The sequence below is a fragment of the Streptomyces sp. NPDC059452 genome (genome assembly GCF_042750035.1).
Lineage (GTDB): Bacteria > Actinomycetota > Actinomycetes > Streptomycetales > Streptomycetaceae > Streptomyces.
This window is the reverse complement of sequence record NZ_JBHYVE010000017.1, coordinates 170,300-184,984: the sequence shown is the minus strand read 5'-3', so window position 1 is coordinate 184,984 and position 14,685 is coordinate 170,300. Positions and strand designations below refer to the sequence as shown.

Sequence of the window (14,685 nt, the reverse complement as noted above, 5' to 3'; positions counted from 1 at the left end):
GCTTCAACCGGATTGCTACGACAACCCGGCGGTGAAGGTCTCTCACCTCACTCGATTCCGTGGCGCCTCGTGGCGCACCCACCCGCTACGACAAATCTCCCGAGAGCTACGAGGCAGGACTTCACCTCCGAGGATCGATCATGTGGCTGAAGCACATCGCCTCAGCCACATGATCCGAACTTCCAACACGACCTAGGGACGACGCGGGAGCGCGGGCTCCTGAAGGCGACGCGGGTGTGCAAGAACGTACAAGACCGGGTCCGGCCCGTCCCCGTAACGTGCGGCGGGTGGCAGAACAGACAGCACCCCCAGAGAGCACCGGCGCGACCGGTGTCATATCCGCCGGGCTGCCGGGCCCGGCAGCCCCGGACGCCCCACCGCAGCGGCCCGACAAGCCGGACGCGGCCGTCGTCCGGGACGCGCTCGGCGTCGGCATCGCCGTCGGGCTCTCCGGCTTCGCCTTCGGCGTCACCGCCGCCGGGTCCGGGCTCAGCCTGCTGCAGATCTGTGCCCTGAGCCTCCTCGTCTTCACCGGCGCCTCGCAGTTCGCCCTGGTCGGCGCGCTGGCCGCGGGTGGCAACCCGTACACGGCAGCGGCCGGAGCGTTCTTCCTGGGCGTCCGCAACGCCTTCTACGGCCTGCGGCTCTCGCAGCTGCTGGCCCTTCCGCGCGCGGTGCGCCCCTTCGCCGCGCACTGGGTGATCGACGAGACGACCGCGGTGACCGTGGCCCAGCCCACCCGGCGGGCCGCCCGACTCGGCTTCACGGTCACCGGGCTCACCCTCTACGTGCTGTGGAACCTCACCACCCTGGTGGGTGCGATGGGCGCCGAGGCGCTGGGCGACACCGACGTCTGGGGCCTGGACGCGGCCAGTCCGGCCGTCTTCCTCGCGCTGCTCGCACCGATGCTCAAGAGCACCACCGAACGCGTCACCGCCGGTCTCGCCGTACTGCTGGCCCTGACGCTGCTGCCCGTCCTGCCGGCCGGTGTGCCGGTCCTGCTGTCCGCGCTCGCGGCGCCCGTCGTCCTCTTCCTTATGGGACGACGCAGGCGGGGACCCGGCGCGGCCACACAGAAGGAGACGACGGGACAGAAGAAGACGACGGAACAGAAGGGCGGGCGGGACGCGTGAACGTGTGGATAGCCATCGGACTGACCGCGGCGAGCTGCTACCTCGCCAAGTACGCGGGCCTGCTGGTCCCCGCCGGAGTGCTGGAGCGACCGCTCGTACGGCGGATGGCGACCCTGCTGCCGGTGGCGCTGCTGGCGGCCCTGACCGCTCAGCAGACCTTCGGCGACGGGCAGCAGCTCGTCCTGGACGCCCGGGCCGCCGGACTCGCCGCCGCAGCGCTCGCCCTCGTCCTGCGCGCCCCGTTCCTGGTGGTCGTCGGGGCGGCCGTGGTGGTCACGGCGGGTGTCCGCGCGCTCGGCTGAGCGAGTCGGGCCGAGCCGGGCCGAGCCGGGGGCCTGAGGCGGGCTGAGCCAGGCCGAGTGAGGCGGGCCCGGGCCGGAGGTCAGGCGGGGAGTCGGCCGTAGGCCCGTAACGTCTCCAGAGCCCTGAGCGTCACCAGGGGCCGCCCCTCCAGGGCGGTGCCCGGCGCCCACTGCCGCCAGTTCACCGGCCAGCCGCCGTCCTCCCGCTGCTCGGCCGCCAGATGGTCGAGCGAGCGCTCCACCTCCTCGTCGGTGAACCAGCGGCGGGCCAGCGACCCGGGCGTACGGGCGTAGTCGTACGGGAAGTGGTGCTCGCCCGGCGCGTATCCCGGCGCCACCGGGTACTCCGCCCGCCGGGACGGATCGAGCACCGCGAGCCGCTGTCCGCGCACCAGCCGGCCGAGCCGGTCCGCCGCCCGCTCGGCGCGCGCCCGGTCCGGCACCCCGTCCAGGAAGGCGACCGCGGCCTCGATCTCGTAGGGGTGCGACTGCTCCAGGGCGTCGACGGCGTTCCAGCAGAAGTCGGTCGCCCGGAACAGCCAGGCGTGCCACACCTCGTTGCGGTGCAGCAGTCCGACGATCGGACCGGTGGCGAGCAGTTCGGCCGGCGGGTCGTCGACCACGGGGACGAACGGTGCGGCGGGATACCCGCGCTGGGAAGGGAGCAGTGCGGGCAGCGCGCCTTCTTTGGTCGACACATCGCTCAGATAGCGGCAGACCCGCTCCACACGCGGTCCGTCGCAGCGGCCGATCGAGTCGAGGACGCCGAGCGCGTGAGCCGTGTGCAGCGGCTGGCTCACCGGGCCGCGAAGATCCGGCTCCAGCGCGTGGGCGTAGCCGCCGTCCTCGTTGCGGTAGGCGGCCAGTGCCGTCTCGACGGGGTCGCGGGCGCCGTCGAGGAAGCGGTGGGCGAACCTCCGCTGTTCGAGGACGCGTGCCGTGAGCCAGATGAAGTGCTCGGCGCGGACGAGGGGATGTGCTCCGGTTCCAGCCATGGACCGACCGTAGAGGGGAATGAGGCCCCGGCACATGCCCGGCGGACCTGCTGCACTCTCAGGAGCGCGATACTGATGGCATGCGGTTGACGATTTTCTGGGAGCGGATGGCGGACCACTTCGGTGCCGTGTACGCGGACTCCTTCGCCCAAGACCATGTGATGGCCGAACTCGGTGGCCGTACGGTGCACCAGGCGCTGGACGCGGGCTGGGAGGCGAAGGACGTCTGGCGCGCGGTCTGCACGTCCATGGACGTCCCCGCCGACAAGCGCTGACCTCCGTGGGTGCTCCCCGTCGGCAGGCGCCGATCACCTCCCCCGACCGGCCGGGGAACCGGCTGTCGGTGGCGTAGGCGAGACTTGTCCCGTGTCATCGACAGACGAGACCGTTCCCGCCCAGCCGTCCGCCACACCGCCCGCCGAGCCCCCCACCACACCGCCTCCGGGTCCGATGCCCGCCCGCATGCCGGGCTGGCTGCCGCGCGCGATGGTGCTCGCCCTGGCCCTCTACGCCTGCTTCCAGCTCGGCAGCTGGGCGTTCGACCAGCTCATCGGGTTGCTGACCAATGTGCTGATCGCGTTCTTCCTCGCGCTCGCCATCGAGCCCGCGGTGGGCCGGATGTCGGCCCGCGGCATGCGCCGGGGACTGGCCACCTTCCTCGTCTTCATCGGTCTGATGATCTTCAGCGCCGGGTTCGTCGTGCTGCTGGGCTCGATGCTCGCCGGACAGATCCTCGACATGGTCGACGACTTCCCCAAGTACATCGACTCGGTGATCAACTGGGTCAACCAGACCTTCCGCACCGACCTCTCGCGGGTCCAGGTCCAGGACAGCCTGCTGCACTCCGACTGGCTCCAGAAGTACGTCCAGAACAGCGCCACGGGGGTGCTCGACGTCTCCACCACGGTCCTGGGCGGGCTGTTCCGGCTGCTGACGATCTTCCTGTTCTCCTTCTACTTCGCGGCCGACGGCCCCCGGCTCCGCCGCGCACTGTGCTCCGTACTGCCACCGGCCCGGCAGACCGAAGTCCTGCGTGCCTGGGAGATCGCGGTCGACAAGACCGGCGGCTACATCTACTCGCGCGGCCTGATGGCGCTGATCTCCGGCGTCGCCCACTACATCCTTCTGGTCGTCCTCGGCGTGCCCTACGCGCCCGCGCTCGCCGTCTGGGTGGGGCTCGTCTCGCAGTTCATCCCCACCATCGGCACGTATCTGGCGGGCGCCCTGCCGATGCTGATCGCCTTCACGGTCAACCCCTGGTACGCCCTGTGGGTGCTCGGGTTCGTCGTGGTCTACCAGCAGTTCGAGAACTATGTCCTCCAGCCCAAGCTGACCGCCAAGACCGTCGACATCCACCCGGCGGTCGCGTTCGGCTCGGTGATCGCGGGCACGGCCCTGCTGGGAGCCGTCGGCGCGCTGATCGCCATCCCCGCGGTCGCCACGCTCCAGGCGTTCCTGGGGGCCTATGTGAAGCGGTACGACGTCACCGACGACCCCAGGGTGCACGGCGGCCCCCGCCCGAGGCGCGGGGAGCCGGTCCTCACACGGATACGCCGGGCGCTGGGCGGCCCCGGCCGGGGGGCCTGAGCGGCGGACGGCGCACTCCCGTTCCGTACCGGCGACGGCTCAGCTTCCCCGGCCGCCGTCAGAGGTACGAGGGTCCCGTCACCCGGTGCCGGAAGGTGTGCCAGGTCCACGCCTGGGCGGCGACCAGCAGCGGACAGAAGGCGAGCAGGACCGGTACGAGCAGGGTGAGCGTCGCCCCGTCGGCGGCGTTGGCCCTCAGATGGAGCCCCGGTCCGGCGAAGAGGGGCAGGGCGCCCATCAGGACGGCGGTCAGGGCGAAGGACTTACGGGGGCCGGTGCGGCCCACGAGCTGGTGCGCCCGCGACCAGGGGCGTCCCGTCAGGCGCACCGCAGCGAACCCCAGACCGTGTGCGGCGAACAGCGCGGCGACGGCGAGCGCGGTCACGGCCCCGACCGGGGCGGCGGCCGTACGCTCCGGCGTACCCGCGAAGAGCGCGGCCAGCAGCCAGCCCCAGGCCAGCGCCACCGCCCAGCTTCCGCACACCACCGTCCCGTCGCACCCCGCCCGCCACCTCCGGCCACCGGCCCGCCCGCGCAGCCACAGCCCCGCATCGCGCACCATCCAGCCGACGATCAACGGCACGACCACGGTGAACTGGGCGCTCAGCAGCTCGCCCTCCAGGACCGGGAAACAGCCCACGAGCACGCCCGCCGTGGCGATCAGCCAGACCTCGTTGCCCAGGAAGAACGGGGCGAAGGAAGCGATCACCAGGCGCCGTTCACCGTCGTCCGCGCCCAGGTACGGCAGCAGCATGCCGGTGCCGATGTCCGCGCCCGCGAGGACGAAGTAGCCGGTGGCGAAGAAGGCGAGCAGGCAGACGGCCAGGGTGTCCACGACGGCTCCTCAGTAGATGGGCGGTGTTTCAGTAGCGGGGAGTGAAGGGCGGCGGTCCGCCGGGATCCGGGGGAGCGGCACCGACCGGGCCCGTGGCGACCCGGTCGTCGTGTCCGAGCCCCGACTCCACCGGCCCGGTCCGCGCGTGCCGCAGGAGCAGCCATCCGTTGAGGACGGCCAGCGCCGCGAACAGCACAGTGAAGGTGATCAGCGAGGCGAGCATGGTGCCCGGCGAGTGGCTGGAGACGGCGTCCTCGGTCTTCAGCAGCCCGTACACCACCCAGGGCTGCCGGCCCGCCTCCCGGAAGACCCAGCCGCTGATCATTGCCAGATAGGGCAGCGGAACGGAGGCCATCAGCACCACGTGCCAGAGCCGGAAGCGCTGGACGGCCGTACGGAAGCAGGCGAGCACGACCCCGGCCAGGCAGAGGTACATCATCAGCGCGAAGGCGAGCAGCATCACCAGGGCGCCGCCACGCGTCCACACCTCCGACGGCACATAGTCGCCGGGGCCGAACCGGGCGGCCATCTCCGCCTGGAGGTCGGCGATCTCCGCTGTCTTCCTACTGAAGACAGCGGATTTCATCGGTTGCAGATCCGTCAGCGAGGCCAGCTGCACGCCACCGAAGCCCGCCGTGACCCACAGGGCGGGAAAGGAGACGAACACCCCGATCCGCAGACTCCGCCCGAAGAACTCCCCTTCAGGGGTACGACGGAAGAGGTGGTAGGCGCTGACGCCCGCCATGAAGAATCCGGCCGTCAGCAGCGCTCCCCCCAGGATGTGGCCGAAGGCCAGCAGCGTGCTGGGGTTCGTGAGCAGCGCCCCGGCGTCCGCCAGGACCAGTCGGCCGTTCTCGGTGCGATGGCCCACGGGGTGGTTCAGGAAGCCGTTGGAGACGAGGATCCAGTACGCGGAGAGACAGGCGGTCGACGCGACGACCCAGATCGTCGTCAGATGGACCCACTGGTTGAACCGGTGCCACCCGAAGATCCACAGCCCCAGGAACGTCGACTCCACGAAGAACGCGACGATCGTCTCGACGGCCAGCGAGGCGCCGAAGACATTGCCCGCGTAGTGCGTCAGACCGCTCCAGCTCAGCCCGAACTGGAACTCCATCACCAGGCCGGTGACGATGCCGACCGCGTAGTTGATGACGTACAGCTGCCCCCAGAAGCGCACCATACGGTGATGCGACGGCTTCTTGGTCACCGTGGCCGCAGTCTGGAGGCAGGCCACGACGAGGGCCATCCCCAGCGTCAGGGCGACGAAGAGGAAGTGGCCGCCCGCCGTGAGGGCGAACTGCAGCCGCGCGAGGTCGAGCGTTTCCGGATCCACCCCGGAAGCCTCGGTGCACGGCCCGGCCCTCCGCGTCGGCCCGGGGAGGACAACGGGCCTACTACGGGAGTCGTGGCCGCAGCCGTCCGCGTACTACGGAAGTTGACGCCTCGGGCCGAGCACAGGACCGCGGCGGGAGCTCAGGCCATCCAGCCGGGCGTGATCATGCCCGACTCGTAGGCGAGGATCACCAGCTGGGCCCGGTCGCGCACACCGAGCTTCGTCATGATCCGGCTGACATGGGTCTTGGAGGTGGCGGGGCTGAGCACGAGCCGGGCGGCGATCTCGTCGTTGGAGAGCCCGGCCCCGACCAGCCCCATGACCTCCCGCTCCCGCTCGGTGAGGGCGTTCAGGCGCGGGCTGGACTCCGGCCGGCTGCGACGGTTCGCGAACTCCGAGATCAGCCGCCGGGTCACGGCCGGGGCGATCAGGGCGTCACCCCGCGCCACCACCCGTACGCCGTGCAGCAGCTCCATCGGCTCGGTGTCCTTGACCAGGAAACCGGAGGCTCCGGCGCGCAGCGCCCCATAGACGTAGTCGTCCATGTCGAAGGTGGTCAGGATGACGACGCGGACACCTGCCAGGCGCGGGTCGGCGGTGATACGGCGGGTGGCCTCCAGTCCGTCGGTCCCGGGCATCCGGATGTCCATCAGCACCACGTCCGGACGCTGTTCGTGGGCCAGGGCGACGGCCTGTTCGCCGTCGGCGGCCTCGCCGACGACCTCGATGTCCCCCTCGTCGGACAGGATCGAGCGGAAGCCCGCCCGTACCAGTGTCTGATCGTCGGCCAGCACTACGCGGATCATTCGGTCCCCTCGATCGGCAGCCGGGCACTCACGCCGAATCCCTGTGCGGTGTTCCGCGCCGTCAGCTCGCCCCCGAAGGCCCTGGCCCGCTCGGCCATGCCCCGGATGCCGCTGCCGGTCGGACGGCCCTCCGGGGCGCCCTCGCCGTCGTCGTCGATCCGCACCCGTACGGCTCGGTCGTCGGTGTAGTCGACCGTCACCACCGCACCGGTCGCCCGCGCGTGCCGCGTCACGTTGGTGAGCGACTCCTGCACGATGCGGTACGCCGCCAGGTCGACCGGGGGCGGCAGGGGGCGCGGCTCGCCCTCGGTACGGACGCGGACCTCGATACCGGCGGAGCGGGCCCGTGCGACGAGCTCGTCCAGCCGGTCGAGCCCCGAGGTCGGTGCGGTCGGAGCCGCCTCGTCGGCCTGCCGCAGCGCGCCGAGCGTGGAGCGCAGCTCGCGCAGGGCGTCCTTGCTGGTGGCCTTGACCGCCTCCAGGGCCTCCTCGGCGGCGGACAGGGCGGCGGCGGGCTCCGGATTCCTGCTCAGCTTGTGCAGCACCGCACCCGACTGGACGTTGATCAGGGAGATGCTGTGCCCCAGCACATCGTGCAGCTCCCGGGCGATCCGCAGCCGCTCCTCGGTCGCGCTCTGCTCGGCCCGCGCCTCCTGCTCCCGCTCGGCGGCCAGCGCCCGCTGCTCCACCTCGCCCAGATACGCGCTGCGGGTCCACTGGGCCCGGCCCACGGCGACGAGGCTGATCAGCCAGCCCGCGAGCATGAACAACGACATGTCGTCGATCTGCCGGTTGCCGTCGTGCTGGCGCACCTCACCGAAGCCGACGGCGATCAGGGTCACGACGGCGAGGGCGACGGCGGCCGTGAACCGCCCCTCGGCGGCGGCCGTGTACAGGGCCAGCGCGAACGTGACCATAAGAGGACCGTCGTGGACGGACAGCGGGTAATAGAGGACGCACACGACCAGCGTCACGGCGGCGACGGCCACGGGGGCGCGGCGGCGGAAGTACAGCGCCGCGCACCCCACCGCGATGAGCACCCAGCCGATCACCGTACGGTTCAGCGGCTCGCTCTCGTACCGCATGGTCAGCAGCGTCCAGACCACCACCAGCAGGGTGACGGCGGCGGTCACCCCGATGTCGGCCGTACGCGCGGACACGCCACCACCGCGTGGGCGGGAGGTGCCGGTGCGCGGACCGGAGGGGAGGGGCATGTCAGGAAGGATAGGCGCGGAGCCGAGGGACGCGGAGTGAGGGAGAGACGCGGAGCGAGGGATGACGACGGCAGGGGGCCGACGGTGGCCCGGGGACGGCGGCCGGGGATCAGCGGCCGTCCGGGGCGATGCCCAGAGCTCAGCGGTAGCCCGTGACGTCGGCGGGCAGCCCCCGGTCCTGGACCTCCGTCAGATACCGCCAGGCATCGGGCCGGCTTCCGTCCACGTCGGTGAAGCCGTACACCTGGGCGAGCTGTCCGCTGGAGAGCGACTGCCCGTTCCAGCGCGCCACCTCCGGGTCCCCGGCGAGAGCGGCGACCGCCCGGCCCACATAGGCGGGGGACTCCGAGATCGCGAAGTGGGGCGCGTGCGCGATCGCGTCGCGCCAGGTGGCCTCGGTGACGCCGTGGGCCTGGAGCATCGCCTCGGAGCGGAGCCAGCCGGGCGTGAGCGCCACGGCGGTCGCGTCGTGCGGCGCGAGCTCATGGGCGAGCGCGAAGGCCATGCGGTTCACGGAGGCCTTCGCCAGGTCGTAGAAGAAGGACACGCGGTAGTTGGCCGCGTTGTACTCGGCTGTCCCATCGGTCATCTCGACGACCAGGCCGCCCGGGGTCTCGATCAGCAGCGGCAGCGCGAAATGGCTGGTGATGGCGTGGGTGTCGACGGCCAGCCGCAGCGTGTGCAGCCCGGTGCCGAGCGACGACTCCCACACCGTCCTGTCCCACTCGATCTCGGCGCCCCAGATGTCGTTCACCAGGATGTGGAGGGCCCCCTGCTCGCTCGAAATGCGGGCCACGAGCGCGCTGACCTGGTCGGGGACCAGATGGTCGACCCGCACGGCGATCCCGCGGCCGCCCGCCGCGTCGACCAGGGCCGCCGTCTCCTCGATCGTCTCGGGCCGGTCCATCTCGGAGCGCTCGGAGCCGCTCGTGCGGCCCGTGACGTACACGGTCGCCCCGGCTGCGCCGAGCTCGACGGCGATCCCGCGGCCCGCTCCCCGGGTGCCTCCCGCGACGAGAGCCACCCGCCCGGCGAGATCGGAGCCCGCACGGGGCTCGCTGTCGGGCGTTTGCGGTGTCGTAGAAGGTCCCATATCGCCCTAATGTAGGGCGGTGCTCCCGAGTGCGCAGGGCGTCGCCTTCCTGTGACTCCCCCTATGCCCCCTGCGACTTCCTATGCCTCCTGCGACTTCTTATGAGGGCGAAGCCGTCCGCGACAGGGAACAGAAGCACGCGTTCCGTCAGAGCCCGAGCTGCGAACCGATCTCGGTGCGGGACGACACCCCCAGCTTCCGCAGCGCCCGTGCCACATGGTGCTCGACCGTCCGGTGCGAGAGGACCAGCTCGCGCGCGATCTCGCGGTTCGAGAGGCCGAGCGCGGCCAGCCGGGCCACCGCCCGCTCCCGGGGCGAGAGATGGTCGCCGTACCCCAGCGCGCCGGGCCTGCGCACGGTGACCAGGCCGTGTTCCCGCAGCCCGCGCTGACAGCGCAGCACATCCCATACGGCGTCGATGTCCTGGTAGGCCGTGATCGCCTCGTGCAGTACGGCGCGTCCGTCCGCCGCCTCCGTGGCCAGGAGGTGGAACCCCCACGCCTCTTTTGCGTACGCGGCTTCGTAGGGCCGCTCCATGGCCGTCCAGGTGTCCACGGCGGCCGCGTACAGGGCATCGGCCCCCTCTATCGTCGCCTGCGGGCCGTCCGTGGCGGTGAGCAGCGCCCGGCAGGTCAGCAGGGCGGCTCGGGCGGCCGGTGCGTCCCGGGCGGCGATGCCCCTGTCCAGCTCCGCGACGAGGCGGTGGGCCTCCTCGGGGCGGTCGTACCGGATCAGCGCTTCCACGGCCGGCGGTGCGAGAGCGGTCGCCCACACCCATGCGCCCGTGCGGCGGAGGAGGCGCAGGGCTCCCTCCATCGCCTGGACGGCCTGCGCGGGCCGGTCGGCGGCCAGATGAACCCGTACGGCCGCGGCCGCGGCGGAGGTCAGCACGATGCCGGTGTCCAGCGCGGTCGTGCGGACGGCCCTCTCCAGGAGGCGACGCGCCACATCCGTCTGCCCCTTGGTGTGCAGGCGCAGCAGCCCGCAGACCAGGAGCGCCTCCGCGTGGAAGTCGGGGACGTCCCGGTACTGCTCCTCGGCGCGCTCGGCCCGCTCCAGCAGCCCCGTCCACCGGCCGCCCGTGAAGGCGGCGAGCATGTCCGTCGTCTCGACGAACGCTTCGAGGTAGGGGGCATGGTTCGTGCGCACGGCCTGCCACGCACGGGCCTGGAAGGCGCGGGCCCGCTCCGGGTGGCCCAGGGCGGTCGCGGCGCCCGCCAGGTTGGCGTGCACCCTCGCCGCGGCCTCTCCGGTGATGGCGTCGGGCAGCTCGGCCACCGCCTCCCGGGCCGAGGGGTCACCCATCAGGGCCAGGGCGGTGGCCCGGTTGGTCAGCACGGCCGACCGCAGCTCCGGCTCGTCCACCCGGGGCAGCAGCCGTTCCGCCTCGGCCAGGAGGCGCCGGTGCTCACTGACCGGCCAGCCCTTGAGGGAGGGGATGGCGATGATCGCCAGGGCCCGTGCGGCCTGCCCCGTCGACACGGCGAGGAGGTCGGGAACGGCCCGCGCTATCTCCTCCAGCGCCTCAAGACCGGAACCCGACTGGTTGCGCAGCAGCAGGCCCAGGAGCAGGCGGATCTCACCACTCGGCCCGGGGCCCAGGGAGCGCTGGTCGAGCACCTGCCGCAGGGCCGCGGGCACCTGCGGGCCTGGCCGGGCGTTCAACGCGACCCGGGCGAGCTTCAACGCGAGCCGGTCGCGGACGACGGCCGAGGGGCCGCCGCGCAGGGCGTCGAGGTAGTGGGCCGTGGCCGTACCGGCGTCCCCCGCCCCGGCCGCCCGGTCCGCGGCAGCCTCCAGACACCGCACCGCCTGGGTCCGGCGGCCGGCGCGCCGGTAGTGCCCGGCGATCCGCACCAGGGGAAGGGGACCGGAGTGCCGGGCCAGGGCGCGCGCCGCACGCAGGTGCAGTACGGGCCGTTCCGGTTCGGCGACCGCCTCGTACACGGCCCTGCGCGCCAGATCGTAGGGGAAGGCGTAGGTGCCGTCCGCCGCCCGCACGACGCCTTCTTTCAGAGCCGCGTTGAGCGCGTGACGGGCCTCCTGGTCACCCATCCCCGCGACGGCTCCCAGCAGATGTACGGGGGCGGGGTCACCGAGAACCGCCGCCGCGGCGACCACGTGCCGCGCGTCCGAAGGAAGGTGACGCAGCCGCTCCACGACCACGCGCCGCACGGACGCGGGCAGGGGCGGCTCCGGCAGCCCCTCCGCCCCGGTGCGGCACACCCCGGAGTCGGGCCACTGTCGCAGCACCTCCTCGATCACGTAGGGCAGGCCACCCGTCCACCGGTGCAGCCGGTCGGCGAACCCCTCCGGCACCGTCCGCGCACCGAGCAGGCGGGCTGCCAGCGTGCCGGTCTCCGCCACCGACAGCGGTGCGAGGTGGAGCTCGGTCACCGTCATGCGGGCCTGCGGACGCAGCGGGAAGGGGAGAGCACCGCCTCCCTCCGCGTCGGTGTGGGGTGCCGCGCTGCTGCGGGCGGTGAGCACGAGTCCCAGGTACGGCGGCGGGTCGGCGACGAGCGTACGGAGGAAGGCGCAGGTGGACGGGTCGGCCCACTGCAGGTCCTCCACGGTCAGAACGACCCTCCCCAGGGAGGCCGTCAACGCGCACAGGGCCCGCTGGACACGGTGCTGTCCGGCGCGCGGATCGTCCAAAGGAGGCGGCGCGGGCGGAAGAAGGTCCGCGAGCTCGGGCAGCAGCCCGCGCAGGGCACCGGTCACCGGCGGCAGGCCTGCCGGGAGGGGACGGCAGCGGCTCAGCGCCTCGACGATCGGTGCGAACGGGGCGGGATCGTCCGACTCCCGGCAGCGGGCGAGCAGCGTGACGGTGCCTTCAGAACTCGGCGGCACCGGGAAGGCCAGGGGATCCGGGGAAGCCGACAGCCCCGGGGAAGTCACGAGGTCCGGAGAAGCCAGAGGCACCGGGGAAGTCGGCGGCCCCGGAGAAGTCAGAGGCCCCGGCGGCCCCGGAGGGCCCGAGGCGGTCAGCGGTCCCCGGGAGCCCGGCGGCGGTGTCCGGCGGAGGAGTTCACGTACCAGCCGGCTCTTCCCCACCCCCGTCTCACCGGTGATCACCACGACGGCGGGCCGGCGGTCGAGCTTCGGGCGGAGCTCCTCCAGGAGCGCGGAGCGTCCGGTCAGGGTGTCCGGGGCGGAGGTCGGCGGGTCGGCGGTCACGGCTTCCTTCCGCACCTGTGGGCAGCATCGGCAGCACGGCCGGACGGCTGGTGGGTGCCCGGCGGCCTCATGATGGCTCTTCGCGACGGCGGTGGAAAGGGGAGTGACGTCTGCGGCGCATGTGCGGGCGCCGCAGACGCCCCCCGACCGGCCGGTGAGGTTCGCGGAGAGGTCTCACCGGCCGGGTGGTGCCGGGATCCATCAGGGTTCGGGACGTGGATCACCGGCAGTTCGGTGGGCTCTCGCCCCGCCCGGTCAGAACCTCAGCGACCAGGAGTTCAGCGTGCCGGTGTCGTTGACCCAGTTGTCGCTCACCCGCAGCTTCCAGGTCCCGTTGGCGGGCTTGGACGCGGCGTTCACGGTGAAGGTCCCGCGCACGTCGTCGGCGCTGTCGTTGGCGTTGTAGTCCTTGAGCCGGAAGACACCGCCGTCGGGGGCGACGAGGTCGACCCGCAGGTCACCGCGGAAGGTGTGCCGGATGTCGACCGTGACGGAGAGCGTCGCGGGTGCGTTGCCCGTGATGCCGCTCACGGTGATGGGGGCCTCGACGGTCGCGTTGTCGCGGATCGGGTAGCCGGTGGTGTTCTCGAAGGTCCGGCCCGAGGGCGGCGTGGTGTCGCCGTTGTTCGGGACGTACAGCAGGCGGTTGGGCGAACCGGTCCGGGCGTCGGTGACCTTGTTCGGGGTGGCGTCGGCGATCAGCCGGTCGTGGACCTGCTTGGGCGTCCAGGAGGGGTTGGCGGAGAGCAGCAGGGCCGCCGCGCCCGCCACGTGCGGCGCGGCCATGGAGGTGCCGCCGTCGGAGCGGGAGCCGGTGTCGTTGAGGTGGGAGGCGGAGACGACGTCGGAGCCGGGGCCGAACAGGTCCAGGCAGGTGCCGTGGTTGGAGGACTTGCCGCTCGGCCAGATGGAGCGGGCGTCGCGGCTGTCGGTGGCGCCGACCGTCACCGCGCTCGGCACGGCCGCCGGAGAGGTGTTGCAGGCGTTGGCCCCGTCGTTCCCGGCGGCGACGACGTAAGTGACGCCGGAGGCGATGGACTTGGCCAGCGCTTCGTCCACCGAGGACGTCCGCCCGCCGCCGATGCTCATGTTGGCGACCGCAGGCTTGACCGCGTTCTTCGTTACCCAGTCGATCCCGGCCAGCACCGGGGCCCAGGTGGAGCCGGAGGAGCCCTGGCAGTTCAGGACCCGTACGCCCACGAGCTTCACGGCCTTGGCGACGCCGTACGTGGCGCCGCCGACCGTACCCGCCACATGTGTGCCGTGCCCGTTGCAGTCCTGGGCGACGGCATCGTTGTCTATGAAGTCGTAGCCGCTGACCGCCCGGCCGCCGAACTCCCGGTGCGAGGTGCGTATCCCGGTGTCGAGCACGTAAGCCGTCACGTTGGAGGCCGTGTTGGGGTACGTGAACTTCCGGTCGCCCGGCAGGTCGCGCTGGTCGATGCGGTCCAGGCCCCAGGTCGGGTCGTTCTGGGTGCCCAGGGCGTACGCGACTCCGTCGGCCTCCACCCGCGCCACGGAGGGGTCGGCGGCCAGCCGCCGGGCCTGCTTCTCGTCCACCTTCACGGAGAAGCCGCGCAGCGCGGCGGTGTAGGTGTGGCCGACCTTCCCGCCGTGCCGCCCGGCCAGGGACTTCGCCGTCCTCTCGATGTCGGCCCGCGCCACCGTGTCCTTGAAGGTGACGATGTACGAGCCCGCCACCGCGCCGGCCCGGTCGGCGCCCAGGACGCGGCCTTCGGCGGGCGGAGGCGTGGGTGCCGCCCCGGCCGTACCGGCGCCGGCGATCAGTGCGCCGAGGGCACACGCGGCAGCGGCTGTACGCCACACCGCAGCTTGAGACACCATGCGATTCCTCCTGAGGGGTTGGCCGGACCGGCTCGGGTCCGGCGGGGCCCGCGCACGGCGAACACCGGGCACGGGCGAAGGAAGGGGCGCGGCGGAGGCTCCGGACGACGGGTCGTCGACCTCGTACGGCGGATGCCGAACTTGGGGGGCCGGCGGATGCACGAGGGGCGGAGCCACCGCCGCCTCAGGAAGAATCGAGCCATGGGGGCAGGTCGAACAATGCGTAGGCGTACCCAACCGTTCCGGTTCGGCCGCACCCCACGGGATCTGATGTGACTGAGTGCTTGGGTCGGCCAGTTGTCGGCCAGTCGGGGAACGGAGGGCTTGCCCACCCCGTACGCCCCGGCCGTCCTCGCTGT

The 14,685-nt window shown here is 72.3% G+C and carries 12 protein-coding genes; 4 read left to right on the top strand and 8 right to left on the bottom strand.

Going from position 1 to position 14,685, the window contains the following annotated elements:
- Positions 1-287: 287 nt before the first annotated feature.
- Entirely contained in the window at positions 288-1,133 is an 846-nt protein-coding gene (locus tag ACFW9Z_RS22910; RefSeq protein ID WP_384643869.1) for an AzlC family ABC transporter permease, read from the top strand.
- Positions 1,130-1,435, top strand: coding sequence for an AzlD domain-containing protein (locus ACFW9Z_RS22905; RefSeq protein WP_384643867.1), 306 nt, complete (start codon positions 1,130-1,132; stop codon positions 1,433-1,435). Before ACFW9Z_RS22910 ends, ACFW9Z_RS22905 begins: the two co-directional genes overlap by 4 nt.
- An 80-nt stretch (positions 1,436-1,515) precedes the next feature.
- On the opposite strand, the gene ACFW9Z_RS22900 is transcribed toward ACFW9Z_RS22905, so the two are convergent.
- Positions 1,516-2,430, bottom strand: a complete 915-nt coding sequence (locus tag ACFW9Z_RS22900) for a hypothetical protein (protein WP_384643865.1) — start codon at positions 2,428-2,430, stop codon at positions 1,516-1,518.
- An 80-nt stretch (positions 2,431-2,510) separates the two neighbouring features.
- Between ACFW9Z_RS22900 and ACFW9Z_RS22895 the strand changes: the two genes are divergently transcribed.
- Together ACFW9Z_RS22895 and ACFW9Z_RS22890 are read left to right on the top strand one after the other, a co-directional pair.
- Positions 2,511-2,705, top strand: coding sequence for a DUF3046 domain-containing protein (locus ACFW9Z_RS22895; protein WP_384643863.1), 195 nt, complete (start codon positions 2,511-2,513; stop codon positions 2,703-2,705).
- Between the two features lie 187 nt (positions 2,706-2,892).
- A complete protein-coding gene (locus ACFW9Z_RS22890) occupies positions 2,893-4,017 on the top strand; it encodes an AI-2E family transporter (protein WP_384643879.1) in 1,125 nt (374 codons plus the stop codon).
- A 58-nt stretch (positions 4,018-4,075) separates the two neighbouring features.
- On the opposite strand, the gene ACFW9Z_RS22885 is transcribed toward ACFW9Z_RS22890, so the two are convergent.
- The 7 genes from ACFW9Z_RS22885 to ACFW9Z_RS22855 form a co-directional block, all read right to left on the bottom strand.
- Positions 4,076-4,852: a cytochrome d ubiquinol oxidase subunit II gene (locus ACFW9Z_RS22885; RefSeq protein WP_384643861.1), complete on the bottom strand. Its 777-nt coding sequence runs from the start codon at positions 4,850-4,852 to the stop codon at positions 4,076-4,078.
- A gap of 28 nt (positions 4,853-4,880) precedes the next feature.
- Positions 4,881-6,188: a cytochrome ubiquinol oxidase subunit I gene (locus tag ACFW9Z_RS22880; RefSeq protein ID WP_384643859.1), complete on the bottom strand. Its 1,308-nt coding sequence runs from the start codon at positions 6,186-6,188 to the stop codon at positions 4,881-4,883.
- 140 nt (positions 6,189-6,328) lie between these two features.
- The gene (locus tag ACFW9Z_RS22875; RefSeq protein ID WP_384643857.1) at positions 6,329-6,994 is read right to left on the bottom strand and encodes a response regulator; all 666 of its coding nucleotides are present in this window, start codon (positions 6,992-6,994) and stop codon (positions 6,329-6,331) included.
- Positions 6,991-8,208: a sensor histidine kinase gene (locus tag ACFW9Z_RS22870; protein WP_384643855.1), complete on the bottom strand. Its 1,218-nt coding sequence runs from the start codon at positions 8,206-8,208 to the stop codon at positions 6,991-6,993. The genes ACFW9Z_RS22875 and ACFW9Z_RS22870 overlap by 4 nt, the downstream gene beginning before the upstream one ends.
- Before the next feature lie 139 nt (positions 8,209-8,347).
- On the bottom strand, positions 8,348-9,301 hold the full coding sequence (locus ACFW9Z_RS22865; RefSeq protein ID WP_384643853.1) for an SDR family oxidoreductase: 954 nt from the start codon (positions 9,299-9,301) through the stop codon (positions 8,348-8,350).
- A 147-nt stretch (positions 9,302-9,448) separates the two neighbouring features.
- On the bottom strand, positions 9,449-12,496 hold the full coding sequence (locus tag ACFW9Z_RS22860) for an ATP-binding protein (protein ID WP_384643852.1): 3,048 nt from the start codon (positions 12,494-12,496) through the stop codon (positions 9,449-9,451).
- 240 nt (positions 12,497-12,736) lie between these two features.
- Positions 12,737-14,326, bottom strand: a complete 1,590-nt coding sequence (locus ACFW9Z_RS22855; protein WP_384643850.1) for a S8 family peptidase — start codon at positions 14,324-14,326, stop codon at positions 12,737-12,739.
- Between the last annotated feature and the right edge of the window lie 359 nt (positions 14,327-14,685).